Origin of the sequence: Dendronalium sp. ChiSLP03b (genome assembly GCF_034531165.2) — a bacterium.
GTDB classification, from domain to species: domain Bacteria; phylum Cyanobacteriota; class Cyanobacteriia; order Cyanobacteriales; family Nostocaceae; genus Dendronalium; species Dendronalium minutum.
The window spans coordinates 99305-125842 of sequence record NZ_JAVRBR020000050.1; the positions used below are offsets into that span (position 1 = coordinate 99305).

Here is a 26538-nt window from a genome sequence, read left to right on the forward strand (position 1 = left end):
ATGTTGAGTAGAGAAAATAGTCGACAACTGCTTAGTATTTACACTAGAAAATGCATTAAACAGGAACTTTAACTACTTTTGGTCTGGCGAAAGTATCGTCCCAATATTGCGTACAAAGTTCTGGTCGCTTGGGAGGATTGGCAGTGTATACAAAAAATAGCGCTGACCGTTCTTGTGAACGCAGAGTGCCGTGATGTAAAGTAGTTCTGGGGTCTGTAATAATCACTGTACCTGCTGGCCCAGGACAAGATTTCCAAGCTGATTCTGGGATAATTTCTTTTAGTTGTGCATCGTTGATACCTAAATATCCAGACTGCCATAGCTTGTAATTAATTCGATAAGAATTTAAAGCTGGGAAAGAGGTTAAAGATAGCGGAACGTATTCAAAAGGGCCGTGCTTTTCTTCTACATCGGTCAAATAAATGATTACTTTAACCATCTTGCGATCTTCAGAATCTTTATGCCATAGCAGCGTCCCAAACTGATGTTGATTGGGAAAATCTTTGCGTAGATGTACGCCTTGAAAAGCAACGGGAAGACCGATGTAATTTTCAACGATATGCAGCAGTCTTTTTTCACTTCCCCAAGCAACAAATTCTGGTAAATCTGTAACTGTGTAAATTTCCGGCAGTTTTTGGGTTCGGTCGCTATCGGTTACTAACATTCCAGACATTTGATCGTTAGCAGCCTTGAGCAATTCTAAGTTAGATGGAAATCCTAACTCAGCAAGTGTGGTAACGTAAACTCCGTCTTTTTTAAGAGAATCAAGAATCAGGCGATCGCGTCTTGCTAATGCAGGTAAATTTTTCCTATACTGCCAAAGTGCTAATCTATAACCTAACTCAGATTTCAATGCCAATATTTTATCTTCAAGCATCTTCAGCACAGTATAGCTAACTTATTTTGTTAAGGGACATCCAATAATTAAATTACTCAGTTCCTGCATCCAATACCAGTATCCAATTTCTTCTCCCCCTGCCTCCCCTGCTCACCCAAGCGATTGATTATTTTTTTATTTGGAAGTCCCTAAGGTGGGTAGTGTACCCAATTTAACTTCATCAGATTTTAGATAAAACTCCGGTCTGGGATAAGAATTATCCCAGAAATGAGTACAAAGTTGTGGTTGTTTAGGAGGGTTAGCAGTGTAGGCAAAAAATAGCACTGACCGTTCCTGCGTGCGAAGAGTGCCATGATGCAAAAGTCTTCTTGTATCAGCAATAATGACTGTACCTGCTTTTCCCGGACAAGGCTTCCAAGCTGATTTGGGGATAATTTGATTTAGCGTTTCATCATTGATTCCTCCGGAATTTTTAATCTTATATTTAATTCGATAATAGTTAAGTTGATATTTGGAGGTAAGATGCGACGGCACATATTCAAAAGGGCCATGCTTTTCTTCTACATCATTTAAGTAAATCATGATTTTCAGAACTCGGCGGTCTTCTATATCTCTATGCCATAGCAGTGTGGCAAACTGATTTTTGTTGGCAAAATCTTTGCGGAGATGTACGCCATGATAAGCAATAGGAAGACCAATGTAATTTTCAATGATGTTGAGCAGTCTTTGTTCTTTTCCCCAGTTATAAAATTCTGGTAAATCTGTAACTATGCAAATTTCAGGCGGATTTTCGACTAAATCGTTATAGTTAGCTGTTCCCATGCTTGGTAATAGACTGCGAGCAGCATCAAGCATTTGTGAGGTTGATGTAAATCCTAGTTCTGTGATGGTTGTAATGTAAATACCTTCGTTCTTGAGAGACTTAAGAATTCGGCGATCGCGTTCTTCCAATGGAGGTAATTTTTTTACATGTTGCCTAAGTTTAACTCGATAATCTAACTCATAATTTAACGATGAAACCTTTTCTTGAATATTGTTAATCATCATATGATTACTTAATTGTGATTATAGATTGATGGAGCGATTATTGTTATTTGCTCGCACTTCTTGAGTAGATGTTTCATTGGCTTCGGCAACTTTCAACTCTTTAAAAACTCCGACATCAAAAGCAGAAATGCTGACCAAAGCCACAAAAGGTACTACTGTCTTGATGGCATATACAGGCCATCTTCTTAAAGCACCTAAGAAAACTTTCCAGCTAACATCTTTAGAGTTTTGCAAAAGCATTCGCCTACAAAACTGCTTAGAATATCCACTTTCCTCAAGTTTTAAAATCACTTCGGGTATATGTTTGTATTGCATTAACAGGGCAGATTTTGGTTCTTTCTGCCAATAACTCACACCCACAATACATTCTAAATAGGTTTCTTTGGTGACAATTACGCTGCCATTAGCGGCACAATAGCCAGCTAAGTATGCTAAAGATATCCAATTAGTGGCAGCATCTGGCCAAATTTGTAGCGCACGTTTTACTAAGTCAGTACGATAGACAGTAGCAGTTAGGAAAATCACTGCACCGACACTTTTTGAAAAACAATGTTCAAATATGGCTTTGCCATCGCCACAAGCATCTTCACTGTCAGCATCAAACCAGCGGTTTCCGACTATTGTCGGTGGATGTACTGCTTCACCAGTAATTTTATTTCTGCCAGAGAAGTTAAGAAATAATAATGATAAATCTTCATGTTGTTTAATTTTATCAATGACATAAGTAATAGCTCTATGCTGGATTGGATCGTCATCGCCAATTGTCCAGACATACTTTGTTGTTGCTGAATTTAGGCAGTACATAATATTTCTCATTACGCCTAAATTTTCCGGATTTTTATTGACTTTAAAAGTAAAATCGCTGAGAATTTCTTGCCATTTTTTAATTACACACTGAGTATTGTCAGTAGAACAATTATCAGAGACTAAAATTTCACACTCAGATTCAAATCCTTTGATAGCTTGAGCTAACCATGCTAACTGTTTATCCAGTAAATCGGCACGGTTATAAGTAGGAAGGGCAATGGTCAGTAATTTATTCATTGTTAAAAGCATCACTTATTAGGTGTGATAATTCCGAATCAAATATTTTTGATTCGGAATATAAAATACAGTGTGGGATGCTGTTTAGATAGCCAATCTACTTATTCCAGAAAAAGTCTTGGTTAATTTGCTGGGTACGAATCAGGTACTCTAGTTGTTTTAACCGTGTAAATCCTCTAAATAGGAAAGTATCTTCAGTCATATCAATTTGACTGAATAAATTAAATAATTGCTGGGCACCACGTTGGGCATTCCAATCACACTTGAATCCGGGTAAGATAGCGTTAATTTTCTCGAAAGATACTCGATAGCTGCGATTGTCTGCACCATTATCACCAAAGGACAATTTACAGCCTGGGAAAATATCAGCAATAATTTCTGCAATTTCTTTAACGCGATAATTGTTCGTTGTATCTCCTACATTAAAAATTTGGTTGTGTACAATGTCGCGGGGTGCTTCTAAAGCACAGACAATTGCCTTACAAATATCTAGTGCATGAACTAATGGTCGCCAAGGTGTACCATCACTTATCATTTTGATTTCTTTGCTAGTCCATGCCAACCCTGCCAAATTGTTTAAGACAATATCAAACCGCATCCTGGGGGAAGCGCCAAAGGCAGTGGCATTCCGCATAAACGTAGGAGAAAAATCATCGTCAGCTAACGGTTTGACATCTCTTTCTACGAGAGTTTTACATTCTGCATAGGCTGTTTGAGGATTAATAGGAGAATCTTCTGTAACATCACCTTCGGTTGCAATGCCGTAGACACTGCACGAAGACATATATACGAAGCGACGCACACCCATTGTCTTAGCTAGATTAGCCAAACGAACAGAACCTAGATGATTAATTTCGTAGGTGATATTGGGTGCTAATTGTCCGGTAGGATCGTTGGAGAGTTCCGCCATGTGAACCACTGCCTCGACACCTTGCAAATCTTCAGGGGTGATGTGACGAATATCTTTGTTGAGAGTTTTGGCTGTGACTTCAGTACCGTTGTACAGCCAACCAACTTTATAGAAACCTGTATCTACACCGATAACTTCGTGTCCTCGTTCGATTAACAGAGGAGGTAATAAAGAACCTAAATAGCCTTCTGTTCCGGTTACTAATACTTTCATTTGTGTTTAAAAAATGTTGATTGTTGCGATTAATAGTCACACTAAGATTACTGCTACCTTATAAGTCAATACAGTAAGGCCCTTCATGAACGCCGCAACGAACTATGACGCATCTCAACGAGAGACATCCTTGCACTAGTGAGGATTGAGTCATATGCGTAGTGACTGAAACTTTTTGCAAGCTTACTGATTGGGCGACAGCAGCAGTTTAATGTGTCGAGACTCTACTTGACCAAAGCAGGGAAAGAGTTACGAGGAGGACAGTTGCTACAACGGGGAGGCAGCGCGGTCTTGGGGTTTCCCCAAGTGGAGGAAGTGGCATCCAAGACTCCGACTTCCTCACCGCGTCCCCTGCCCTCCTATCTATGCAGTTACTACAGCCTCAAGATGCGATTGTTGAGGAATTTGTGCGACGATCGCTTTGCCAATCTCCAAAGAAGAAGTGGCAGCTGGGGAAGGCGCATTGCAAACATGGATGGAATTTTCACCGGGAACGATTAAAAAGTCGTCCACCAGAGAACCATCGTTCATCAATGCTTGGGCGCGGACTCCTGCATGGGTGGGGACTAAATCCTCTGCTTGGACTTCGGGAATTAGTTGTTGCAAACTTCTCGTGAAGGCTGCTTTACTAAAGGAACGAATGATTTCTTGAATGCCTTCAGGGGCGTGTTTGGCTGCCAATTTCCAAAAACCAGGGTAGGTAATGACTTCAGCAAAATCGCCCAAGTTAAAGTCGGTTTTTTTGTAACCTTCGCGTTTGAGGCTAAGAACTGCATTCGGCCCGGCATGGACGCTACCATCTATCATGCGGGTAAAGTGGACACCCAAGAAAGGAAAATCGGGATTGGGAACCGGATAAATGAGAGTTTTGACTAGATAACGTTTTTCTGGGGTGAGTTCGTAATATTCTCCCCGGAAGGGTACGATTTTCGCACCGGGTTCGACCCCACCTAACTTAGCAACGCGATCGCTGTGCAATCCGGCACAATTGATGACAAATCGTGTTTCAAAGCTGCTGTTGTTGGTTTCCAGTACCTGATTTTTACCACTGGGGGAGATTTTCAGGACTTTTGTATTCAGACGTAAATCTCCCCCCTGCTTTTGAATTAACTCAGCGTATTTTAAACAAACTTGTTTGTAATTAACAATACCAGTCGAAAATACTTTAATTCCACCTACGCAACTCACATGAGGTTCAATTTCTTTAACTTCTTCTGGGCTAATTTTCTGGACTTCTATGCCATTTTCTAAGCCACGTTTGTAGAGGTTTTCTAGGCGCGGTAGTTCTTGTTCCTCTGTTGCAACAATTACCTTACCGCAGACTTCGTGTTCAATGCCATACTCTTGGCAGAACTCTACCATTGAGCGACTACCGTCACGACAGAATTTAGCTTTGAAACTGCCTGGCTTATAGTAAATGCCAGAGTGAATCACTCCACTATTATTGCCGGTTTGGTGAAATGCCCAGTTGCTCTCTTTTTCTAGTACTAAAATTTTGGCATTGGGATAGCGTTTGCCTAAAGCCATCCCTGTAGACAGGCCAACTATTCCCCCACCGACAATAGCAAAATCATACATTGGTATTATTGCACTCGAAACGACGACAAAAAAGTTAGGAGTAGAGACGCGATTAATCGCGTCTGTACAATATTTAAGAGAAGCGATTATACTCTTACGAGAAGCCGCTCTTACGAGCGTCTACGCGTCTGTACAGTTAGTAGTTAAATTCAAGTTATAACTCATTACTTACCACTTTTATAACTCATAACTTATTACCACACCTGCCAAGGAGCCTCACCGCTCTTCCACAGGTCTTCTAGATAGTTTTTATCTCGTAAAGTATCCATTGGTTGCCAAAAACCATTATGCTTGAAAGCAGATAGCTGTTCCATATCAGCTAGCTTTTCTAATGGTTCTTTCTCCCAAACGGTGGAGTCATCAGCAATTAAGTTGAGTACTTCCGGTTCTAGCACAAAATAACCGCCGTTAATCCAAGCTCCATCACCTTCAGGTTTTTCCCGAAAGCTATTGATTTTAGTTTGCTCTTGTCCTAGGGAAATCGCGCCAAACCGTCCTGCTGGTTGAACGGCTGTGAGAGTCGCCAAGCTCCTTTGTTCTTTATGAAAGTTAATTAGCTCTGTGATATTTATATCGCTCACACCATCTCCATAGGTGAAGCAAAAAGTATCATTGCCAAGATGCTCGCAAACTCGCTTTAAGCGTCCGCCTGTCATTGTGTGGTCGCCTGTATTTACTAAGGTGACACGCCAAGGTTCGGCATACCCAGAATGCACATTCATCTGATTAAAACGCATGTCAAATGTAACATCTGACATGTGTAAAAAGTAGTTAGCAAAATACTCTTTAATGATGTAACCTTTATAGCCGCAACAGATGATGAAGTCATTAATACCGTGGGCAGAGTAAGTTTTCATTATGTGCCAGAGAATTGGCTTACCACCAATTTCTACCATCGGCTTGGGTCTGATACTGGTTTCTTCACTGAGGCGCGTACCAAGCCCTCCAGCCAAAATCACCGCTTTCATGCAATTACCTCGGAGATTTGCAGGGAGATTATTATTTGAATTTCTCGATATGAGGAAGATGCACGTGGTAGGGAGAAAATTTTTTCTTCAAATGTATTTTTCTCCGTACATAATCTAACGAAAATTCATCACAAGAATGTAAAGAGCAGGTAAATAAAAATCTTTTATGTGTAAAATATTTATGAATATCTAAAAAGCAAAAATTGCATAATTTAAATAAATCAAAATAATACCTAAAAAATAATTAGGGTTAGCGAAAGCTAACCCTATTATGCAAGGTTTTTTTACAATTACTAGCCCAATAATACTAGTAATAAATTGTGGCAAAAATTACTAACTTTCAAGTAGAGTAACTCCAACAAATAAATGATATTATTGGCGAATTCGTAGGGAGGTCTACCAAAGACAAGGGGAGCAGGAAGAGAAGTTGCCATAGTGTAGCGAAGCGCGAGTCTTCTCCCAAGGGGAGACGCTACGCGAACGAGCGTCACGAGCGTCGGAGGGTTTCCCTCCAAGCAAACTTCGGGGAGGTAGGGGGAGATGAAGGAGATGAAATAAATCCCCATTGCCCCTAATCCCCAGAGGGGGTCCCGAGTTCCCCAGTCCCCAGCCATCTAGTGTGATTTGATATTATTCCACATACTAGAACCTTGGAATAAATTATTACATTTATCTTCTTCTATGACACAAAGACTGCTAAGTGCTTGTTGGTAATTTTCTGTATCTTCTTGTTCTAGGGAAAGTTTAGCAGCTGTGTTTAAATCTTGAATGGCTTGCTGATGATTTTGGTCTGATTTGCTACTAATATATTGGGCAATTTCATACCGTAGCATACCTCGTTTGAGATAAACTTTCGGTAGTTTGTCATTAATCAGTAACGCTTGGTCAAAGTCAGAAAGTGCTTTTTGATATTCTTGACTGTAATCACCACTATATTGTGCCATTTGATAGCGCACAGAAGCACGCTGAAAATAAGCTTCTCCTTTAGATGGATTGAGTGCGATCGCCCTTGTCAAATCCGCAATTGCTCGTTTGAAATCTTCTATAGCTGTGCCACTGTATTTAGCCATTTGCGAACGAACAACACCCCTTCTCAAATAAGCTTCGACTTCTTTATCGTTAAGCTCTAGGGCATGATTGTAATCGGCGATCGCTTGTCTGTACTCGCGATCGGGATCGTTACTATACTCAGCAAGCATGTAGCGAGCATTGGCTCGATTTACAAAACCTTTGACTTCATTAGGATTAATTTGCACAGCTTGGTTATAGTCTACAAGCGCACCTTCATAGTCTTTGAGATTGTAGCGAGCATTGCCTCGGTTCACAAAAGCTTTGGCATATGTAGGTTGCTGTTTTATGGCCTGGCTAAAATTTTCAACCGCTTGCTCGTAGTCTCGTGTTTGGTAAGCAGCATGACCCTGCTTGTAGTAATCAGCGAAGTTGGCATTGGGATTGTTAGTTTTGGAACGAGTCATCAACGATTGTTGAGTGTATGCATTTTGGGAAACAAACGGACGCGTAAATTTAATCATTACGTCCAGATATCCCAACATCCCAAAACCCAGCAAGCCAAAAACCACTGGATAAAACTTCGCCTTCCGGGAACGTTTGCGTGGAGAATAGGTAGCGGTGTTTGCTTGCTGCCAATAATTAAATTGGTGTAATGGTGTTACTGGCTGTGGTAAACCAGGAACTTGGGTGTAACGCCGCTTTGGTTGAATTCTCGGCTTGAGATGTTCTCTATTTTCTATTGCTCGATGTGATGGGAACGGATCGCGTCCGCCTAATCGCAAAGCGCGTTCGCACCAAGGACAGCCGTGCAGGTGGTTGTTATAGCGATGCTGGGGATTGGTGATGCAGGTAATTAGGCTATCTTCGGCTTCAGCTACTGCCGATAGCCAATTTTGGGCACTGGGGCGTAATTGTGGATCGTTGTGACCTTCCTCAAAACAACGTACAAACAGTTCTTGTAATTTGGGATGCAGAATTTCCCAAGCGGGTGCAATGGGTGTAGGCAGGTAAGGGACTTGCCGCTTTTGACTATAAGTGAAATGTCCGCCAGCAATGCGCGCTTCGTAGGGCGGTGGTTCAGAATTACCTTGAAATATGCCAGAGAAGGGGTGGGTGCCTTCCATTAACAATTGGAATATCAACACTGCCAAGCCAAATAAGTCATGGGTGACTTCGCGATCGTGTTGAGCAAAAATCTTATTCTGTAGTTCTGGTGGGGTAAACTCTGGTTTACCTACTGGGCAGCGATAAACAACATTATTGTCTGGCTCGCGTACTTGGAAGGAGTCTGTGTCTACCAAGGTGACTAATGCTGTGTCGCTGACGAGGATATTGGACTCATTCACATCGCCAACGCAATATCCACTGTTGTGCAAAGCTGCAAATGCTGCTGCTAAATTACGCGCAGTCCGGAGTAGGTACTGATAATTGAATAAAGGACAGTGTTGACGACGGGTTCTGGGGTTGTAAAAGTCGATGATCGGACGCATTCCCCGAATCCGTGGCATTAAAAAGCCGATGATGCGTTCGCCCTTGATTTTGTCATCGCCAGAGGTGTCGTTGATATCTGCTGCTAGTAATAAATCCTGTGGCCAAGCGATGGAAATATGTCCTAAGCTAGCTGTCGGATTTTCTGGTGGGTTAGCCAGCATCGCCTGGAGTTTGTAAGCATGAGCAACTGTTGGTTTGTGATAAACCTTGGCTACTAAGTCACCATCAGACGGCACAGCATAGATACAAGCTTCACCGCCACGCCCTAGACTGACGCTGAGATTGATAATTTCTTTAGGAAGACAACGAAGTACCTGCATGATAGAATTACACTTAACGGGAGTTATTTAAAAGACTAGATTTACAGAATCCTCAAAAGATTGCTGAGTGGTATGAGGATTCGGAATCGGTGGCATCAGAGGAGCTATTGTTACTCAGCACTCAGCACTCAGTAATTATCACTCCTAAAGGTTTATGTGTTGTTGAAGGCAGCAATAATGAGCGTCAAATCGTCATCGGTACGTTGCGTAATCCGCTCGGAATTTAAAAACTTCACCAACTGCTCTTTTGCGAGTGTCCTATCTTCGGTATTCTCGACAAAGTCGAATAAAGGAAAAAAGAACGGTTTGTGAGGTTCGCCAACAACCATATTCAAAGCCAGCATTTGTAGACCGTCAGTCAGAGCAGCAACATTGACTATTGCTTCGCGCCACAATCTCATTTGAGCTGTATCTATGGCATCCAGTGAAGTCAAAAAAGTCGTTTCGTTGATGTATTCGCCATTGTTAGGTACGGTCAGCGCCACTAAGTTACCCTTACGATCCTTTACGACTGCCAACCCATCACCAATCTGTGCCGCTGCTGCCATGTCTGGTGTCGCGATCGCAATAATTAAGGTAGTTGCTAAGTCTTGAGGCTGTTTCCTGCAAGCCGCCGCCTCATCTTCCACCGCTTTTCTGGCTGCTAGTAGGGCCTCATGTAACAGCGATTGCACAATCGCATCATCGCTGAGGGAGTCTCTAGTGATTTCTTGAATTGATAAGTTTTCTATTGCTGCTTCCACAGCCACCATTGCTCCCACTTTTCCCTGGCTGGCGGAACCTGCACCATCGGCTGCGGCGGCCACTAACACATTACCCGGCAATACCTGCCAGTGATGGGCATCTTGACACAGCTGCTTGTTTTTGATGTGGCTTGTACCACAGACAGATGCGGCGACTACCCGCCAATGAGAAATCTGTTTTGATGTGTTCATAGATATGTTCCAACAGCTAGCTGTGTGAGTATGAGGCCGCGATCGCATTTAAATAGACCCCCAGCCAATAGGTGGTAGTGCTACCTGTTCGTCTACTTGGGAATGCGAAACCGCTGACATACTAGCCGATAACCAGACAAACATCTCAATAAAGTTCAGTCCTTTGAGCTTTAGAGGCGTACGCACAGCTATTTGATTTAAGCGACCCATATTAGCATTTTCCACACCCACGGAGAAAAAAGCTACGCGTTTATTCGCCTCATCTCCTTGCAAGCGCTGTGACGCTTGTTCTACTACATGCTCTAGTTCACCCTGCGGCTCTCCATCAGTAATCATGAATACCCAAGGACGATAGTAAGCAATGCCGTTGGCACGATACAGGGATTTGCGCTCTTGAATCATGTCTAAAGCTTTATGAATCCCCATACCCATAGTCGTTAATCCCTGCGCTGTCAGGATTGGAGGATTGAATTGATCGGCAGTCACGAAGTCTTGCACTACATTCACATGACTATCAAACGTGACGATCGCTACCTCTACCCGTCTGGATGCCAAGGAATTTTTCACTAATTCATCCTTTAAGGTCAACAACCCTTGATTCAAAGCCTCTATGGCATCTCCTTGCATCGAACCGGATGTGTCTAGCAATAGCACACAAGGACAACGTGGTTCTGGGTTTTCAGCAAACTCTACTACTTCATCAAGTCTTAAGGTATCATGCATAACTTTTTGTGTTATGTTATAGTCCAAAGCTTTATTTTCCTTTTTTCAAAGTATATAGTTTAGTTTCCGGAGCCTACGAGCCTAAAGGTAGATGTTTGGTCGTAGCTGTTGGAATCTTTATTAATGTTGTTTTTCTTAGCGAATTTTTTACAATATTTAAGAAATTTTTGAGCATAGTCTAGCCGTAAGATAATTTATCAAGGGTTAATATTACTTAAATGAGTAAATTTACTAACCTATATATAGAGAAAACACAGAACATAAATCAATAATAGGCAGATTTACGTAAGCAAAATCTTAAAGATTTTATGTAGAGAATTTATTTTTTGTATAAAACAAATCGATCCAAATTAACCTCATCACCATGAAAACTCTCAGCGTCTTCCCTTAAGAACTTTAGCCGAAAAAAGATATCTGTCTACAGCGATCGCGCTACATACAACTAATTAGCTTGAAAATAGGGACTAATAAACGCCAGTTGCTTTAACGGTGGTTCCTACCCTGCGGGTACTGCTTCTCCTAACAGAGACGCTAACGCGAACGGAAAATTCATTCGGCAAAGCTGTTCTCGTGCCCCTGCGAGGAAGCAAGTTACGCCCAACGGCGACCTTAAAAGAAGAGTAAAGTAGCCACTTAGAGCGCGTCTACAAGTCTGGCGACCGAACGGACTGCCTTTGTAGCAAATGCCGTCAAACGACATTGCTAAGGATAAAGTCAATGAGTCAGTCAGGTAGACTTTCATTTGTTCTCGTGTACGCAGTTCATGATGGCTACTTTGGCTGTAATTGTCATAGCTTTTAATATATGTACATATTCTTCAAAATCAGAATATTTTTTTTCTATATAAAAATTACAACTAATAAAATACCGCATGTTCATACCTATCTCCTGTAATTTTTCTCAAAACAACTCCAAAACATGAATAATTTTGGTACATTCACGGTACTACGTCCCCAGAGTTTGTTAAGACAGTTATCTAGTTGTTCTGAAACTACTTGTTTGCAAGCTTTGAGTAACTTAGTTACTTGGTCTATTTACTTAGAGCAAGGGACAATAACCTATGCCACCCATTCGGTAGAACCTTTCGATCGACTTGAACGCCATCTGCGTCGCCTTAGCGATAAAATTCCTAGACTTACCAGTGAAACTCGTGTCCAACTGCGTTTGGTGTTTGAAACTGACTCACATCAGTTGACAGAAGACCGTACTAATGAAATGAGTCAGCCTTCTGAATATCAAGCTATTCACTGGCTGATTAATGAAGGATATTTAGACACTACACAAGCTACAGCCCTGATTCAGGAATTGGTTAAAGAAGTGATGGAATCATTTCTGTTAATCAAAACAGGCACCTTTTCATTAAGCAATTCACAGCAGACAGTACCAAAAATTTGCAGGCTAGATGTAGAAAAACTCATAGACCGCTGTCAAATGCAAATACAGCATTGGCAGTCTTTATCGCCCCACATTTCTTCTCCCTATCAGCGTCCATACCTGTTGATTAGTAGTGAGATGCACAGCAAACATTTTCCAGATATCCAGCCAAATTTAACTAGTTGGATGAAAGGTTTCAGCCTGCGTCATCTTGCTGTCATTATGAATCAAGATGAAATACAACTGGCTAAAAATTTATACCCTTACATTATCAAAGGCGGGATTATATTGCACGAACCAGATCCACCCTTTGATAAATTACCAAAGAATTTGGCAGACTTGTTATTATCTCCTAGATATACAACAGCATTACTTGATAGAGAATTAGTTGACACAGTAGTGGTAGAAGTAAGTAACAATGTTGCTCAAACTTTTGCCAACATTCCTATAGAACATATAGCCACTGTACGGGAGTTAGCACAGATTTCTACTCCTCCAAGAGACAATATTCAGGAATTAACAATATCAAATAACATAAATCTTCTTCCTGAAAGAGTAACGGCTGCTACCGTACCCGCCAAACAGGTCTATAAAATTGTTTCTGTCGATGATAGCCCCACAATTCTTAAAGAAATTAGTCGTTTCTTAGAGAGTGAAAGTTTTTCTGTGGTTGCTATTGATGACCCGTTAAAAGCTGTGATGTCAATTATTAGACATAAACCAGATTTAATTTTACTGGATCTTAACATGGCAGGCATTGATGGCTATGAGTTATGTCGCCTTATACGAAATAACTCAATGTTTCAAAATACTCCTATTATTTTTGTCACTGGTTATAAAGGAATTGTAGACAAGGTGAAAGCAAGATTAGTCGGAGCATCTGGTTATTTAACTAAACCTTTTACGCGAGCGGAATTATTAAAGATTGTCTTTATGCATTTGACTTGATGAAACTTTTGTTTAATACATAACTAAACTATTATCTTGCTTTGCTATGACGATTGGAAATCGCGGCTATACAAACGTAGACGCTTTGCGGCTTACCGCAGGGTAGTTCGCCTGCACAAACTTGGAGAGATATAGCTTTTTTAAAGGTAATAAGTAACGTCAATTATTTCTTTATATAGGAAACTTCTAGGATTTCATAGGTACGTACGTGGAGCGATGAGTCAAGAGACATCGTTCCCCATGCACATTGTATGGGAGAATATTTTCATGGATACTAATCTAAAAGTTGTCGAAAACTTAATTCTAGAAGCCCTAGAACTTGGCGGTCAGACTACTAAGCGTGCCGTTATTGAAGAGGCACTACGAGAGTATGTGCAGCGTCGAAAGCAGTTAAAAATTATGGAGCTATTCGGCACGATTGAATACGATGATAATTATGACTTTAAGGAACAGCGCCAAAGAATGTGAAAGTCATTGTTGATACATCAGTTTGGTCTTTAGCTCTCAGAAACAATTCCAAAGTTGAGAATTCCTCCCATATTGTATTGTTTCGAGATTTAATTACGGATGGTCGAGTTGCCTTGCTAGGTGCTGTCCGGCAAGAAATACTTTCAGGGATTCGTCACATCGACCAATACAATATGCTGAAAAACTATCTTCACGCATTTCCTAATCTTGAGTTAGATGTCGAAGACTACGAACTTGCTTCTGAGTTTTATAACACTTGCCATCACCATAGTATTTCAGGTACAAACACTGATTTCCTCATTTGTGCCGCAGCCGTTCGTAGAAATTACAGAATCCTGACTATAGACAAAGATTTTGAGAACTTTAGTCAATATATTCCGATCAAGTTAGTTCAATAAATCAAATTTTTCATCTTATCTCAAGCAAGAAAGACTAAGATCAATACTCATTACTTTATTCAGTATCGGGACAGGAGCTGCTCATACGGAACTCATATATTTTTATCCATTCTTTTGCACTTTTTGCCCAAAATCCTGCAAATACGTTATATGTTGTAGCATCATTTGTACGAAAGCGAAGTGTTAGTTTTCTTGATAAATTCCTAACTAGATACGTATCAAATTTCATCTCCTGATAGACTTTTTGGTCGGCACTCCGCACGCCAAAATACCCATCACTAATATCACTTGCATTGCGATTATCAATCTCACTGGAAGTATTTAGACTGACTGTAAGAGTATAGTTAGTATTCGGGCGAAGCTGAACCGTTTGTCGGATTGCGCTCCATTGGGGATATTTTCGTGGTTCAACAGAGCTGCCGTCAACCCTGTTTAGGATGCGAGGAAATCCAACCACAGTTCTCACATTCTCGTTTTGCGAAGTAGCACGTTGAGGGTTAGTTCCTAACCAAACATTCTTACTTGGATTTTGGTTAATACCAGTTTTGCCCTCGCCTACCCAATACCCTGAGACTTTAGAACTCGGTTGAAATAAAAAGCTGGGATCTTCTATGGGTGATGCACATTGAGCAGATGCGCTTAGGGGTGTGAAACATGCCCAGATGAGAAGTGGAAGAATTCGTTTCATGGTATTTAAAATTGCATAATAATAGGAATTATGCAGGTATAAGCTAGGTTTCTCTTTAAAGTTTTCTAGAATTTACTGTATTAGGATTAAGAAACAAAAGATTTATATCAATTCCGAAATATGAAAGATGCCCATACTTCATTTACCAACTGCTGTATGGTATGGGGTTTTGATGCTGCGATCGCACCACTAGGCATCTTGATTTACGTCATCCTATTTCTGTAGTTTTTTTAACTACCTCTGCTTATCCTCATCTAACGCTTTCTGGATAGCACGTCTACAAAATTCAGGAGGGTCATCTTTTTGCTGTATCTCCTCCTTCATAGCTTTGGTGACACGAAGATTAACTTGTTCGGTCAATGGTTCCTCACCTTTTCTCTTTCCCGGTTCTAAATTCTCAGGTGTTCCCCTCGGATTTGGCATTTGTGTAGAAACATAAACATCGATTGAATCGATTGCTAGCAATCGAATAGAGTATTTATTCAGTGGTGAGACCCGTCTGACAAACTAGTTCACCACTGATACCACTTTTGAAAAGAGGCAATCTCTATTTTATGTTCACAAGGTCTGAACTTGAAGTTATGACACTTCAAGATTTAAAAGTTTTGTGCTTGAGGTATGGACTGAAACCAACCGGGAACCCAGGATACAAGACAAGCTGGATTACATCTCTAATGGCATTTCCAGCGCTAGCACTACAACAACTAGAAGAAGGAAGAGGGTTAAAATCACCTTCATTTGCTTGTGTTCAGAATTTAGGAACTTGCTTAGATGAGATTGCTACACCTACAGATGAACAATCAGCACTGATTAAAATCTCACTTGAGGGTAGAAGAATACAGCGATATCCAGACAGATACAACCAAGAAAAATTGATTGCAATCTGGAAAGCCAAGAATCATCTAGAACAGGTGATAGATTTTCTGAGTTCCCAATAGGCAATTAAAACTGTGGAGCGTACAAGAGGGGATATCCCCTTTTTTTATGGATTATGAGTATTACTCTAATAACTTAGAGAATATGAGGCATAGAGAGACATATTATAATTAATTCTTGCCCAAAATAATCGGTAGTCCAGTGCTGATACAGAAATGATGAAATGTACTAGCATGGGAAAATAGTTGGCATATAGGTAAAAATGACTGGAATGCTTGTAGGATAAGGATTGTTTCAGAGTTAAAGTACTACTTGGAGTAAATTTTGAGATAAACAGATAAAGAATGGTAAAGAGTAGAAGGGACAATAAAGAATGAGCATTAGTTGAGCATGTTGACTGAATGCTATTGAGTATATAAATATGCTCCAAATTGACTCTAAAACACTGAAAAATCCTCTTTTGAACATTAAACGAGCATTTCAAATTAGTAAGCTGCAAGTAATGATTTTAGGTTGTTTATGCGTATTTCTCTAAATTGGCTGCGAGAACTAGTAGAGATAAAACTAAGTCCGGAAGAATTAGCCGAAACCCTGACAATGGCAGGGTTTGAAGTAGAAGATATTGAAGACCGTCGCACTTGGGCAAATGGTGTTGTTGTGGGAAGAGTGCTTGAGCGTCAACCCCACCCCAACGCGGATAAGTTGAGTGTTTGCCAAGTGGATATCGGTGCAGCGGAGACTTTAAATATTGTCTGTGGTGCTGCTAATGTCCGTGCAGATATCTATGTGCCAGTGGCAACTACAGGTACTTATTTACCCAACATTGATTTAAAGATTAAACCTGCAAAACTGCGTGGTGTCCCATCTCAGGGGATGATTTGTTCTTTAAAAGAACTCGGTTTACCCACTGATGTAGATGGAATTCATATTTTTCCCCAAGAAAATCTACCATTGGGTAGCGATGTGCGTCCGTTGTTGGGTCTGGATGATGTAATTTTAGATGTCACTGCCACAGCCAATCGTGCGGATGCTCTCAGTATGGTAGGCATAGCACGGGAAGTAGCAGCTTTGACTGGTGGTAAATTGAGTATTCCCGAACCTAGTGAAGTTTCCATTACCAATGAAGGAGGAAATCTCGCTTTAAAAATTGCTGATAAGCAAGCTTGCCCTGCCTACATTGGCACAGTCATTGAACAAGTCAAAATTGCCTCATCCCCAGATTGGTTGCAACAGCGCTTGCGGGCGGCTGGAGTCAGACCTATTAGTAATGTGGTAGATATTACTAACTATGTTTTGTTGGAATGGGGACAACCACTACACGCTTTTGACAAAGACCGCCTAGAATCTGTCGCTGGTAATGGAAAGTTAACTATCGGCGTGCGCTTCGCTAATTCTGGGGAAACCCTCAAAACTCTGGATGGGCAAACTCGCACTCTGACAACTCAAAATTTGTTAATTACTGCTAACGACAAACCCATTGCCCTAGCGGGAGTTATGGGTGGAGAAGAAACCGAAGTTCATGATGGTAGCCAAAGTTTAGTTTTAGAAGCAGCGTTGTTTGACTCTGTGGCAATTAGGCGTTCTTCTCGCAGTGTGGGGTTAAGAAGCGAGGCTTCTGGCAGATACGAACGCGGCGTTAACCGTGCTGAATTGGAAGTAGCCACTCGTCGCGCTTTATCGCTAATTAGCGAATTAGCCGAAGGAGTAATTGTCCAGCAAGAAATTGCCGACACCCGTCCAGATCCATCTACTTGGAGTCGTTCCATCGCTTTGCGTTTAGAACGAGTTAATCAGGTGCTAGGGCCAATCGATTTAGGTGAAGACACCGGAGAACTCGCAGCAAAAGACGTTGAGCGAATCTTGACTGCGCTGGGATGTCAGGTAACTTCTTCAGGAGAAGATACTTGGAATGTTTCTGTACCACCCTATCGTTACCGCGACTTAGAACGGGAAATTGACTTGATTGAAGAAATTGCCCGTCTCTACGGTTATGACAATTTTTGCGATACCTTGCCAGACAAGGCAGAAGCTGGCTATTTACCTTTAGATCAAGAATTGATCCGCCAGTTACGTGCTTTCTTACGAGCAGAAGGTTTGACAGAATTAATTCACTATTCTTTGGTGAAACCAGGGGAAGACAGACAGGTAGTCTTGAGCAATCCCTTATTTGTGGAATATTCGGCGCTACGAACCAATTTGATATCTGGATTAATTGATGCTTTTCAGTACAACCTAGAGCAAGGAAATGGTTCGCTGAACGGTTTTGACATGGGGCGGATTTTCTGGCAAGAAGAAGACGGTTTGCAAGAAGCAGAAGCGATCGCCGGGATTATGGGAGGCGATATTACCTCTAGTAAGTGGTCAAAAGGCGGTCGTGAGGAACCAATGACTTGGTTTGAAGCCAAAGGCATTTTAGAAAGCGTATTTCGGCAACTTGGTTTACAGGTAGAATATCAACCCGATCGCCAGGATGAGCGCTTGCATCCAGGACGCACCGCCTCTTTGTGGATAAGAGGTAACAAACTGGGTGTCTTTGGGCAACTCCATCCCCAACTGCGGCGAGAAAAAGGCTTACCAGATTCAGTCTACGTTTTTCAACTAGATGTAGATGTGCTTTTGGATTTTCTGGATGAAGATGAACTGCTTACCCCGGCATTCCATTCTTATTCCACCTATCCAGCCAGCGATCGCGACATCGCCTTTTTCGCACCTGCAAAAGTTACAGTCGCCGAACTTGAAAAAGCAATTAACAAAGCTGGCAAAGACTTACTAGAATCTGTGGAATTGTTTGATGAATACCGCGGTGAAAACGTACCCCAAGGACAGCGGAGTTTAGCATTTCGCTTAATTTATCGAGCAAGCGATCGTACCCTCACCGACACAGAAGTCGAACCAGTACACAATAAAGTCCGCGAAGCCTTAGTGGAAAAATTCGGCGTTAATTTAAGAAGTTAGGAGTAGAGACGCGATTAATCGCGTCTGTGCAAGAGTTAGGAGTTTTCAATGAATGGCTCCTTACTCCCTGTAAAATATTTGATATTTTCAATTTTTAATTGATTGCCATGCCTAAATACATCATGTGGGGGACTTACTGCGAAGACGTTCTCGAAAAACGTGCCCCTTACCGTCAAGATCATTTAGACGGATTAGCAAAACAGAAAGAATCTGGTGTACTGATTACTATTGGCCCCACCAAAGATGTTACAAAAGTGTTTGGTATTTACGAAGCCGCAGACGAAGCGATCGTGCGCCAATTGATTGAAAACGATCCCTACTGGAAAAATGGCATCTGGACTGAATATTTTGTAAAAGAGTGGATTCAGGCTGTTTAAATGATCATCAATAGTCGGATTTCCGCACTGTACATATCGATCTTTATATGTATTTTAAAGATGCAGTTATTTGACGCTATTAGTGAATAAATGAAACTTTCAAGCTTGATAATCTAAGTTTCATATTGGATGAATACTGTACATGTGCCAGTTCTATAATCGTCTACTAAATCAGTAAAACTTCTTGAGGCTGAAATGCCAAATTCTGGCTTTTAGCAGATGAAATTGAGGTTTTGCTAGTGTCATCATCAGAATATTCTCATGCAGAAAACTGTTGCTGTTGTTTAGACTATAAATATAATGATTCCCAACTGCAACAACTTTGATTTTTCTCTAGTCGTTGGATTTTTTTACAAGGTGCTACCATGAAGCAATTACTAAAACGCACATTTTTACCCAGCCTTATGGCTGCTAGTTTAGCAGGTGTCTCCTTAGTCCCCGCTCAGCCTGCGGCTGCTGACAACCGAGTATTAGAAGATGCGGCCATTGGCGCAGGTGCTGGGGTAGTAACCGGAGCTGTAACAAGATGTGGTTCCGCATTCGACAATGCCATTAGGGGTGGTCTTAGTGGTGCTGCTGTTAATGGTGCTAATGGTCTAAGAAGAAATCGCAGAGACCGTAACTTAGCTCAAGATATTGGAGTCGGTGCAGGAGCTAACGTATTGGCAGGCACGTTTACTGGCGGTTGTAGGAATACCTTGAAAAAAGGTGCCAGTGGCGCAGTCGGAGGTGCAGCCATCCATATCCTTCGCAACAGAAGAAGATAATTTGTAATTGATAGTTCGGAATCAACCTTTTATTACGAATTATCAATTATGGATTCAATGTGTAACTTGCTTAATCCTGCCAAGGATAACTAGCAGCAAGATTCCTCAGCCACGTTAAATAATATTAAGCCTGCTACAAAGCAGGCTTAATATTAGGCAAGGATATGATGACTTTAAACTTAATAGTAACTTCTAACCCTTTAACGCCTTTCTAAAGTTGCGACGATAGGATTGATTTGTAACAAACAAAGCGGGCCACAGCAAAGATAAACCAATGCGATTGGACAAAGACCGAGAAAAGTTAGTCCGCTCAAACCCAGACCAAAACTTCCAAACACCACCTACATAAACTACTATTAAGGCAAAAACAAGAAAGTTACCCATTGCCATCAACTCCGTTAGCAACTGACAGAACAGAATTTAAGTGAAGTATTCCTACCCTACACTGAGAATATATGCTTGAGCTACTCAGTCCTGGACATCTGAGTTACTAGATGATACAGTCTCATACTCCAGTCTAAAATAGCTTCTTGCATCGTAGCTAATTACCAGTTAACCAAGAGAATACCTATTGCCAAAATAGAACATAAGCACAAGAAAGACAAATTAAAAGATAAAAGGCAAAAAGATTGTTCTCCATATTACTTTTCCCTCTTTGTCTCTAATTGTTTCTGGGAGCTATCGTAAGTAACCTTCAGCATTGGCAACAATTTTTACTTATGGACAGTTCCCTTTATAGATTGTCTCTGGACAAACAAGTTATTGTGTTGAGTAAATATGCTTGTTTCTTAGCAGATGTCTCTTGCGGAAGTTCCTCAAATATCAACATCCGTAGGAGACTAAACAGAGAAACACACAATATACGATCGCGGGTCTGGAAGTAGCAAATGCTGTGAATAGCTAAGGAGGATTTATGCGTGCAGTACTGATGGCAGGCGGTTCGGGAACGCGGCTTCGCCCGTTAACTTGCGATTTACCCAAACCGATGGTGCCCATCTTAAATAGACCAATTGCCGAACACATTATCAATCTTCTCAAAAGACATCAAATCACAGAAGTTATTGCCACATTGCATTATTTACCTGATGTCTTGCGAGACTATTTTCAAGATGGCAGCGATTTTGGCGTACAAATGACTTACGCTGTTGAAGAAGACCAGCCTCTTGGTACGGCAGGCTGCGTGAAAAATATTGCCGAACTCCTAGATGAAACTTTTTTAGTAATTAGCGGCGATAGTATCACAGATTTTGACCTGAGCGCAGCGATCGCATTTCACAAACAAAAGAAGTCAAAAGCTACTTTGATTTTAACCAGAGTTCCCAACCCAATTGAATTTGGGGTAGTAATTACCGATGAAGAATCACGTATTAGCCGCTTTTTAGAAAAACCTTCTACAAGTGAAATTTTTTCTGATACCGTCAACACTGGTACTTATATTCTCGAACCAGAAGTTTTAGAATATCTCCCAGATAACACTGAATCCGACTTTTCTAAAGACTTATTTCCCTTACTATTAGCCAAGGGTGAGCCAATGTGCGGTTACATTGCTCAAGGTTATTGGTGTGATGTCGGTCACTTAGATGCCTATCGTGAAGCTCAATATGATGCTTTGGATCGTAAGGTAAAACTTGATTTTGCTTATAGAGAAGTTTCTAATGGATTGTGGGTCGGTCAAAATACTTTTATTGACCCTACGGCTACTGTTGAAAGCCCAGCAGTGATTGGTGATAATTGCCGCATTGGCGCAAGGGTACAGATTGAAGGTGGAACCGTAATTGGGGATAATGTCACCATTGGCGCTGATGCTAATCTCAAGCGTCCGATTGTCTGGAATGGGGCGATCGTTGGAGACGAAGCACATCTGAGCGCCTGTGTGATTGCCCGTGGTACCCGTGTAGACCGCCGCGCTCATGTTTTAGAAGCATCTGTAGTCGGTTCACTGTCCACGGTGGGAGAAGAAGCTCAAATTAGCCCCAGTGTACGTGTTTGGCCGAGTAAAAAGATTGAGTCAGGCGCAATCTTAAACATTAACTTGATTTGGGGTAACACTGCCCAACGGAATTTATTTGGGCAACGTGGCGTGCAAGGATTAGCAAATATTGACATTACCCCAGAATTTGCCGTGAAATTGGGAGCCGCTTATGGTTCTACCTTAAAACCCGGTTCTAAGGTAACGGTTTCCCGCGACCAACGCAATATCTCTCGCATGGTGACGCGATCGCTCATTGCGGGTTTGATGTCAGTAGGTATTGATATTCAAAACCTTGATGCTACAGCCATCCCCATCGCCCGCACAGTTATACCCACAATGTCGGTGGCTGGCGGTATTCATGTACGGGTACACCCAGACCGCCCTGACTACATCCTGATTGAATTCATGGATGCTAAAGGTATTAATATCACTAAAGCCCTGGAAAAGAAAATTGAGGGGGCTTACTTTAAAGAAGATATGCGACGGGCGCTAATACAGGAAATTGGTGATGTGGCTTACCCAAGCCAAGTGATTGACCGTTACTGTACTGCCTTTGAGAAGCTGTTACACGTCGAAACTCTCCGCAACAGTCGGGCAAAAGTAGTAATTGACTATGTTTATGCTGTCTCTGGGGCTGTTTTGCCGCAAATGTTAGATAATTTTGGTGCTGATGCGGTAGTGCTGAATGCCAGTGTGAACAAAACGGCGATGTCAGTAACTGACCGCGAAGGACTGCTGACTCAGTTGGGTCATGTGGTTGAAGCGTTGAAAGCTAACTTTGGCGTTCAGGTATCGGCTAACGGAGAACAGCTAATTTTAGTTGATGAATCAGGCTTCCCGATTCGGGGGGAAACTTTAACAGCCTTGATGGTAGACACGATTTTAACCTCTAACCCCAGAGGCACGGTAGTAGTGCCAGTTCATGCTTCCAGTGCCGTGGAACAAGTCGCCCGCCGCCACGATGGCAGAGTGATTCGCACCAAAGCTAATCCTACAGCTTTGATGGAGGCGTGTCAGAAAAATTCAAATGTGGTCTTAGGAGGTAGTGGAGAGACTGGTTTTATTTTCCCGCAACTGCATCCAGGATTTGATTCCATGTTCTGCATTGCCAAGCTGATTGAGATGTTGACTATACAGGAGCGATCGCTAGCGACTGTCCGCTCAGAATTGCCCCGTGTAATTCACAAAACTCATACAATCCGCTGCCCTTGGACAGCTAAGGGGGCGCTGATGCGTTACTTGGTCGAAACTCACCCAGCCCAAAACCTAGAACTAATTGATGGCGTGAAAATTTGTCAACCCTACGATGACAGTTGGCTATTAGTTTTACCAGATGCTAGCGAACCATTAGTACATTTATACGCAAACAGTAACGATCGCGATTGGGCAGATGAAACTTCCAGAAACTACCGCACTTGCGTCCAGGTCTTTATAGAAAGACAACAAGAACAGCATCCTGCGGAAGTGTAATTAGTCAGTTGTCAGTTGTCAGGCAGTGGATTGCTTTTTAGTTTCCAAAGTTGAATTAACTGCCGTTAGCGTCTCGCAGAGAAGAAGCGTTACCCATAAAGACCAGTAGTCAGTTGTTTAAAGCTAATAATCACTGACTACTAACGTTCATCATAAATAGGACTTACGCATTCCCCGTTCTCTGACTTACGAGTGATTCAGGCATCAAATCGGATTGCTATGGATAATTACCATCGCATTAATCATGTTGTTCAAAACACTGACATCTAAATATTTAGTTCTTCAGTACTTGTTATGCAAAACTAACAATTAAAATGCCAATTTAATAAGCATCTAATTCAGAAGTTTTCAAAGTTTCTAAACCCATAAACCGAGCGTTTAATTAACTTAAGTTTGTTATTGATACCCTCAACAACAAAAACCTCAGTCCCCCATTCTATCAGGATTTCTTTCACTACTTCTTGTCGACGATCGCTTAACAGGGCAATTAGTTTAGATGTGTCTAAATCTATTGATACTGTACAGTAATTACCTTTTCCTTTTAATAGAGCTATTTCATCTATTCCAAGCCTTTTTAATTCCGCAGGTTTTGAATCACGGATAGCTTCGGATGTGTCTTTTAACATTCTTTCTATTTCTTCTGTTGTCACTATTCCTTTAGAAGCTAAGACGATGTTTGAAAAGTGATGAGAGGTTAGATTTTATGCCAAACGCCTTACCATAATACGAATCATGGCAAGGTAGATAAACATCTCCGAGGTTTGAGGCAAGAGTTCGTAGTCTTTGTTCAAACGCCGACAGCCAGTGCAAAACTTAGTACAGTTACTTATGTTGAAGATTTACCCATTAAAATTGATGATTCTGATGGTTTTGAAATCAAAAATGTAGCAGTTTTCGCAGTAAATATCGTAGCTGATATATAGTGTAATATATGTCATCGATACGCTGATTTTGTTGGGTTCATTTAGCTAAGGTGGGTAGTACCCACTTTAACCCTTTCGATTGTTTAAGATTAATTATCAATAGTATTAAGTAGTAAATTAACTAATTAAACTTTTGTGACATTTTAAAATTAGTTACTTTAAGTATATGCTAAGGTTAATTTAGATAAAGAAAAATATATTTAATTTGTTATTTTATATAGCTAAACATTACCCCAACAAATTGATGCTCAATTTCAACACTTTAGCTGAGTTCTCCCGCACACATTGCATCAGTATATGTGCATTTCTTGTGCCAGCCATCCTACTTGCCACATTGTTGACAATCATCCTAATAGGACTGGGTCGTCCAACAACTCAAGTGTGCCAGACTGCTGGAATGGCTAGCATTTTTGCTTTCGTGATGGTATTGCATGTATATACTTGGTTCATTGTGGGTGTAGTAATGGCTCCCACCTATATCCTGCTGTGTCTGGCAATCACTTGTTTGCTAACTAATTTGGTTGCAATTCTGTATCAAAGACACCAAGTTAACAGCCTTAGTTTTTCCAACAATGCTTGAAATCAACACAATATTGAAAGCCTGTTAATAATTGGTGGTTGACTATTGACAGTCATCAGTATACTTGAGTAAATGTGCAATTTTTGGCAGCCAAAGTAACAGCGTCAAATTTTACAATTTGTAGGGAAAAAAAGATGGCATGGGGCTATCTTGTAATTGCTGGGTTGCTTGAGATTGGATGGGCGATCGGTCTTAAGTATACACAAGGATTTACTAAGTTAGATGCAACTATTAGTACAGTTGCTTGTATGATATTAAGTCTTGCCTTCTTGTCAATGGCACTCCGCACACTGCCAGTGGGAACTGCTACGCTATTTGGACTGGTATAGGTGCCGTTGGTACCGCTGTGCTAGGTATAGTTCTGTTTTGAGAACCTGCTTCCTGGGGGCGCTTAGCTTGTACTGGCTTACTTGTGGCAGGCGTAGTTGGACTCAGGTTTGTCTCATCACACTAGTGCAGGAAAGTTGGGGAATAAGCCAGACAAGGGAGACAATTTTCACTCCTAACTCAACTTTCAACTCAAAAGGTAGCTACACAGTGGAATAATCAGTCACCTTAATTAAGGTAAAATTCGCATACTCAAATCCAACCACTTTGATTGAGTAATCGGGGCACTACTCGAAATATAATCGATACCTGTTTGTGCGACAGCACGAATAGTCTCCAAAGTCACATTCCCAGATGCTTCAATTTTTATGCGGCTATCCTGCTGATGAATCAACTGCACTGCCTCCCGCATCATATCCAAAGGCATATTATCCAACATAATAATGTCGGCTTTGTGCTGTAAAGCTTCTTTCACCTGTTCTAAACTTTCCGTTTCTACCTCTATCGTCAGAGGGTAAGGAATTTGAGAACGAATGCGAGTAATAGCTTTTTCAATTCCGCCAGCCGCAGCAATATGATTGTCCTTAATCATCACTGCATCATCCAGCCCCATACGGTGATTAATTGCGCCTCCCAAAGCAGTCGCGTACTTTTCCAAAAGTCTTAGTCCTGGCGTAGTTTTACGCGTATCTACCAAATTAGCAGATAAATCAGCAATTTGCTCTACATATTTACTAGTTAAGGTTGCAATCCCACTCAAATGCATGGCTAAGTTGAGAGCAACCCGTTCCCCCATCAGCAAGGCATCCAGCGAACCTTGAATTTCTGCTACTACCTGTCCTGACTCACACCTTCTACCTTCAGCGACAACAGTCACAAAGCTGACTTTTTCATTCAAAAGCTGAAACACTCTGGCTGCAACTGGTAGGCCAGCAACTATGCCTGGTGCTTTTGCTATCCACTTGGCAGTTCCTAGCGTGGTATCTGGTGCTAGTAGACTATTTGTTGTGCGATCGCCCCTTCCAATATCCTCCAACAACCAGCCATGCAAAAACGGATCTAAAACCAACGAAGGCGGCAAAACAGCAGAATTACTCACTACTTTTATAGTTTTCTGTAAAACATCAAGGAACACTATAGCCGAAAACCTTTGCTGTGCATGGATGTGAAGCGACTTCAAAATTAATTCCAATTTTATTGGAAAAAGAGTTGACACTGAAGGTTAGGTTAGCTATATTGGATAAGTGCCCAAGAGACGGACGCGAAAGAGCGGCGCTCGAGAGGCGACCGAACCATGAAAATATTATAGTTTGAAAGCCATTATACCACAAGTAGCC

General features: G+C 41.4%; 24 protein-coding genes and 2 pseudogenes. 10 read left to right on the plus strand and 16 right to left on the minus strand.

Annotated elements, in window-relative coordinates; all coding sequences use genetic code 11:
* Positions 1 to 55 precede the first annotated feature (55 nt).
* The 10 genes from RMY31_RS13125 to RMY31_RS13170 all read right to left on the minus strand — a co-directional run bounded on the left by RMY31_RS13125 (position 56) and on the right by RMY31_RS13170 (position 11820).
* Positions 56 to 886: a phytanoyl-CoA dioxygenase family protein gene (locus RMY31_RS13125; RefSeq protein ID WP_322657572.1), complete on the minus strand. Its 831-nt coding sequence runs from the start codon at positions 884 to 886 to the stop codon at positions 56 to 58.
* A gap of 126 nt (positions 887 to 1012) precedes the next feature.
* Positions 1013 to 1882 (minus strand): phytanoyl-CoA dioxygenase family protein, encoded by an 870-nt coding sequence (locus RMY31_RS13130; protein WP_322657648.1) that lies wholly within the window; start codon positions 1880 to 1882, stop codon positions 1013 to 1015.
* Positions 1883 to 1903: 21 nt separating this feature from the next.
* The gene (locus RMY31_RS13135) at positions 1904 to 2929 is read right to left on the minus strand and encodes a glycosyltransferase family 2 protein (protein ID WP_322657571.1); all 1026 of its coding nucleotides are present in this window, start codon (positions 2927 to 2929) and stop codon (positions 1904 to 1906) included.
* 97 nt (positions 2930 to 3026) lie between these two features.
* Entirely contained in the window at positions 3027 to 4052 is a 1026-nt protein-coding gene (locus RMY31_RS13140) for an SDR family oxidoreductase (RefSeq protein WP_322657570.1), read from the minus strand.
* Between the two features lie 363 nt (positions 4053 to 4415).
* A complete protein-coding gene (gene lhgO, locus RMY31_RS13145) occupies positions 4416 to 5630 on the minus strand; it encodes an L-2-hydroxyglutarate oxidase (protein ID WP_322657569.1) in 1215 nt (404 codons plus the stop codon).
* 194 nt (positions 5631 to 5824) lie between these two features.
* Positions 5825 to 6598 carry a glucose-1-phosphate cytidylyltransferase gene (gene rfbF / locus RMY31_RS13150; RefSeq protein WP_322657568.1) on the minus strand — a complete coding sequence of 258 codons (774 nt, stop codon included), beginning with the start codon at positions 6596 to 6598 and terminating at the stop codon, positions 5825 to 5827.
* Between the two features lie 614 nt (positions 6599 to 7212).
* The gene (locus RMY31_RS13155) at positions 7213 to 9420 is read right to left on the minus strand and encodes a tetratricopeptide repeat protein (protein WP_322657567.1); all 2208 of its coding nucleotides are present in this window, start codon (positions 9418 to 9420) and stop codon (positions 7213 to 7215) included.
* Between the two features lie 152 nt (positions 9421 to 9572).
* A complete protein-coding gene (locus tag RMY31_RS13160) occupies positions 9573 to 10355 on the minus strand; it encodes a PP2C family serine/threonine-protein phosphatase (RefSeq protein WP_322657566.1) in 783 nt (260 codons plus the stop codon).
* A 48-nt stretch (positions 10356 to 10403) separates the two neighbouring features.
* Positions 10404 to 11078 (minus strand): vWA domain-containing protein, encoded by a 675-nt coding sequence (locus RMY31_RS13165; RefSeq protein ID WP_322657565.1) that lies wholly within the window; start codon positions 11076 to 11078, stop codon positions 10404 to 10406.
* 496 nt (positions 11079 to 11574) lie between these two features.
* Positions 11575 to 11820, minus strand: a complete 246-nt coding sequence (locus RMY31_RS13170; RefSeq protein ID WP_322657564.1) for a hypothetical protein — start codon at positions 11818 to 11820, stop codon at positions 11575 to 11577.
* Positions 11821 to 11996: 176 nt separating this feature from the next.
* Here RMY31_RS13170 and RMY31_RS13175 point away from each other — a divergent pair, with 176 nt between their 5' ends.
* The 3 genes from RMY31_RS13175 (at position 11997) to RMY31_RS13185 (ending at position 14266) form a co-directional block, all read left to right on the plus strand.
* Positions 11997 to 13400 (plus strand): response regulator, encoded by a 1404-nt coding sequence (locus RMY31_RS13175; protein WP_322657563.1) that lies wholly within the window; start codon positions 11997 to 11999, stop codon positions 13398 to 13400.
* 267 nt (positions 13401 to 13667) lie between these two features.
* Entirely contained in the window at positions 13668 to 13868 is a 201-nt protein-coding gene (locus RMY31_RS13180) for a type II toxin-antitoxin system VapB family antitoxin (RefSeq protein WP_322657562.1), read from the plus strand.
* Positions 13865 to 14266, plus strand: a complete 402-nt coding sequence (locus tag RMY31_RS13185) for a PIN domain-containing protein (RefSeq protein WP_322657561.1) — start codon at positions 13865 to 13867, stop codon at positions 14264 to 14266. The genes RMY31_RS13180 and RMY31_RS13185 overlap by 4 nt, the downstream gene beginning before the upstream one ends.
* A 55-nt stretch (positions 14267 to 14321) precedes the next feature.
* Here RMY31_RS13185 and RMY31_RS13190 read toward each other — a convergent pair whose 3' ends face one another.
* The gene (locus tag RMY31_RS13190; protein ID WP_322657560.1) at positions 14322 to 14954 is read right to left on the minus strand and encodes a hypothetical protein; all 633 of its coding nucleotides are present in this window, start codon (positions 14952 to 14954) and stop codon (positions 14322 to 14324) included.
* A 234-nt stretch (positions 14955 to 15188) separates the two neighbouring features.
* A complete protein-coding gene (locus RMY31_RS13195; protein WP_322657559.1) occupies positions 15189 to 15377 on the minus strand; it encodes a hypothetical protein in 189 nt (62 codons plus the stop codon).
* A gap of 158 nt (positions 15378 to 15535) precedes the next feature.
* Here RMY31_RS13195 and RMY31_RS13200 point away from each other — a divergent pair, with 158 nt between their 5' ends.
* From RMY31_RS13200 to RMY31_RS13215, 4 genes are all read left to right on the plus strand, one after another.
* A complete protein-coding gene (locus RMY31_RS13200; RefSeq protein WP_322657558.1) occupies positions 15536 to 15892 on the plus strand; it encodes a hypothetical protein in 357 nt (118 codons plus the stop codon).
* Positions 15893 to 16349: 457 nt separating this feature from the next.
* The gene (gene pheT / locus RMY31_RS13205; RefSeq protein ID WP_322657557.1) at positions 16350 to 18785 is read left to right on the plus strand and encodes a phenylalanine--tRNA ligase subunit beta; all 2436 of its coding nucleotides are present in this window, start codon (positions 16350 to 16352) and stop codon (positions 18783 to 18785) included.
* A 107-nt stretch (positions 18786 to 18892) separates the two neighbouring features.
* The gene (locus tag RMY31_RS13210; protein WP_322657556.1) at positions 18893 to 19162 is read left to right on the plus strand and encodes a YciI family protein; all 270 of its coding nucleotides are present in this window, start codon (positions 18893 to 18895) and stop codon (positions 19160 to 19162) included.
* Positions 19163 to 19527: 365 nt separating this feature from the next.
* Positions 19528 to 19929 carry a hypothetical protein gene (locus RMY31_RS13215; RefSeq protein WP_322657555.1) on the plus strand — a complete coding sequence of 134 codons (402 nt, stop codon included), beginning with the start codon at positions 19528 to 19530 and terminating at the stop codon, positions 19927 to 19929.
* 192 nt (positions 19930 to 20121) lie between these two features.
* Here the strand turns inward: RMY31_RS13215 and RMY31_RS13220 are convergent, their stop codons facing one another.
* On the minus strand, positions 20122 to 20313 hold the full coding sequence (locus RMY31_RS13220; RefSeq protein ID WP_322657554.1) for a hypothetical protein: 192 nt from the start codon (positions 20311 to 20313) through the stop codon (positions 20122 to 20124).
* Positions 20314 to 20842: 529 nt separating this feature from the next.
* Between RMY31_RS13220 and RMY31_RS13225 the strand changes: the two genes are divergently transcribed.
* Entirely contained in the window at positions 20843 to 23371 is a 2529-nt protein-coding gene (locus RMY31_RS13225) for a mannose-1-phosphate guanyltransferase (protein ID WP_322657553.1), read from the plus strand.
* A 338-nt stretch (positions 23372 to 23709) separates the two neighbouring features.
* Here RMY31_RS13225 and RMY31_RS13230 read toward each other — a convergent pair whose 3' ends face one another.
* Positions 23710 to 24021: a transposase gene (locus RMY31_RS13230; protein ID WP_409877904.1), complete on the minus strand. Its 312-nt coding sequence runs from the start codon at positions 24019 to 24021 to the stop codon at positions 23710 to 23712.
* 51 nt (positions 24022 to 24072) lie between these two features.
* Positions 24073 to 24168 (minus strand): annotated as a pseudogene (locus RMY31_RS13235) (IS5/IS1182 family transposase); the annotation flags it as partial.
* A 370-nt stretch (positions 24169 to 24538) separates the two neighbouring features.
* Here RMY31_RS13235 and RMY31_RS13240 point away from each other — a divergent pair.
* Both RMY31_RS13240 and RMY31_RS13245 read left to right on the plus strand, forming a co-directional pair.
* Positions 24539 to 24874, plus strand: a complete 336-nt coding sequence (locus RMY31_RS13240) for a hypothetical protein (RefSeq protein WP_322657552.1) — start codon at positions 24539 to 24541, stop codon at positions 24872 to 24874.
* Between the two features lie 134 nt (positions 24875 to 25008).
* A pseudogene (locus RMY31_RS13245) lies at positions 25009 to 25244 on the plus strand (SMR family transporter).
* Positions 25245 to 25433: 189 nt separating this feature from the next.
* On the opposite strand, the gene nadC reads toward RMY31_RS13245, so the two are convergent.
* The gene (gene nadC / locus RMY31_RS13250) at positions 25434 to 26300 is read right to left on the minus strand and encodes a carboxylating nicotinate-nucleotide diphosphorylase (RefSeq protein WP_322657548.1); all 867 of its coding nucleotides are present in this window, start codon (positions 26298 to 26300) and stop codon (positions 25434 to 25436) included.
* Between the last annotated feature and the right edge of the window lie 238 nt (positions 26301 to 26538).

What these genes read in the sequence shown, in the direction of transcription:
- RMY31_RS13160 (WP_322657566.1), bottom strand. Translation starts at nt 10,355, where the DNA reads ATGAACACATCAAAACAGATTTCTCATTGGCGGGTAGTCGCCGCATCT.
- RMY31_RS13215 (WP_322657555.1), top strand. Translation starts at nt 19,528, where the DNA reads ATGAAGCAATTACTAAAACGCACATTTTTACCCAGCCTTATGGCTGCT.
- RMY31_RS13170 (WP_322657564.1), bottom strand. Translation starts at nt 11,820, where the DNA reads ATGAAAGTCTACCTGACTGACTCATTGACTTTATCCTTAGCAATGTCG.
- RMY31_RS13200 (WP_322657558.1), top strand. Translation starts at nt 15,536, where the DNA reads ATGACACTTCAAGATTTAAAAGTTTTGTGCTTGAGGTATGGACTGAAA.
- RMY31_RS13155 (WP_322657567.1), bottom strand. Translation starts at nt 9,420, where the DNA reads ATGCAGGTACTTCGTTGTCTTCCTAAAGAAATTATCAATCTCAGCGTC.
- RMY31_RS13180 (WP_322657562.1), top strand. Translation starts at nt 13,668, where the DNA reads ATGGATACTAATCTAAAAGTTGTCGAAAACTTAATTCTAGAAGCCCTA.
- RMY31_RS13240 (WP_322657552.1), top strand. Translation starts at nt 24,539, where the DNA reads ATGCTCAATTTCAACACTTTAGCTGAGTTCTCCCGCACACATTGCATC.
- RMY31_RS13165 (WP_322657565.1), bottom strand. Translation starts at nt 11,078, where the DNA reads ATGCATGATACCTTAAGACTTGATGAAGTAGTAGAGTTTGCTGAAAAC.
- RMY31_RS13140 (WP_322657570.1), bottom strand. Translation starts at nt 4,052, where the DNA reads ATGAAAGTATTAGTAACCGGAACAGAAGGCTATTTAGGTTCTTTATTA.
- pheT (WP_322657557.1), top strand. Translation starts at nt 16,350, where the DNA reads ATGCGTATTTCTCTAAATTGGCTGCGAGAACTAGTAGAGATAAAACTA.
- rfbF (WP_322657568.1), bottom strand. Translation starts at nt 6,598, where the DNA reads ATGAAAGCGGTGATTTTGGCTGGAGGGCTTGGTACGCGCCTCAGTGAA.
- RMY31_RS13220 (WP_322657554.1), bottom strand. Translation starts at nt 20,313, where the DNA reads ATGGGTAACTTTCTTGTTTTTGCCTTAATAGTAGTTTATGTAGGTGGT.
- RMY31_RS13195 (WP_322657559.1), bottom strand. Translation starts at nt 15,377, where the DNA reads ATGCCAAATCCGAGGGGAACACCTGAGAATTTAGAACCGGGAAAGAGA.
- RMY31_RS13130 (WP_322657648.1), bottom strand. Translation starts at nt 1,882, where the DNA reads ATGATTAACAATATTCAAGAAAAGGTTTCATCGTTAAATTATGAGTTA.
- RMY31_RS13135 (WP_322657571.1), bottom strand. Translation starts at nt 2,929, where the DNA reads ATGAATAAATTACTGACCATTGCCCTTCCTACTTATAACCGTGCCGAT.
- RMY31_RS13175 (WP_322657563.1), top strand. Translation starts at nt 11,997, where the DNA reads ATGAATAATTTTGGTACATTCACGGTACTACGTCCCCAGAGTTTGTTA.
- RMY31_RS13225 (WP_322657553.1), top strand. Translation starts at nt 20,843, where the DNA reads ATGCGTGCAGTACTGATGGCAGGCGGTTCGGGAACGCGGCTTCGCCCG.
- lhgO (WP_322657569.1), bottom strand. Translation starts at nt 5,630, where the DNA reads ATGTATGATTTTGCTATTGTCGGTGGGGGAATAGTTGGCCTGTCTACA.
- RMY31_RS13190 (WP_322657560.1), bottom strand. Translation starts at nt 14,954, where the DNA reads ATGAAACGAATTCTTCCACTTCTCATCTGGGCATGTTTCACACCCCTA.
- RMY31_RS13210 (WP_322657556.1), top strand. Translation starts at nt 18,893, where the DNA reads ATGCCTAAATACATCATGTGGGGGACTTACTGCGAAGACGTTCTCGAA.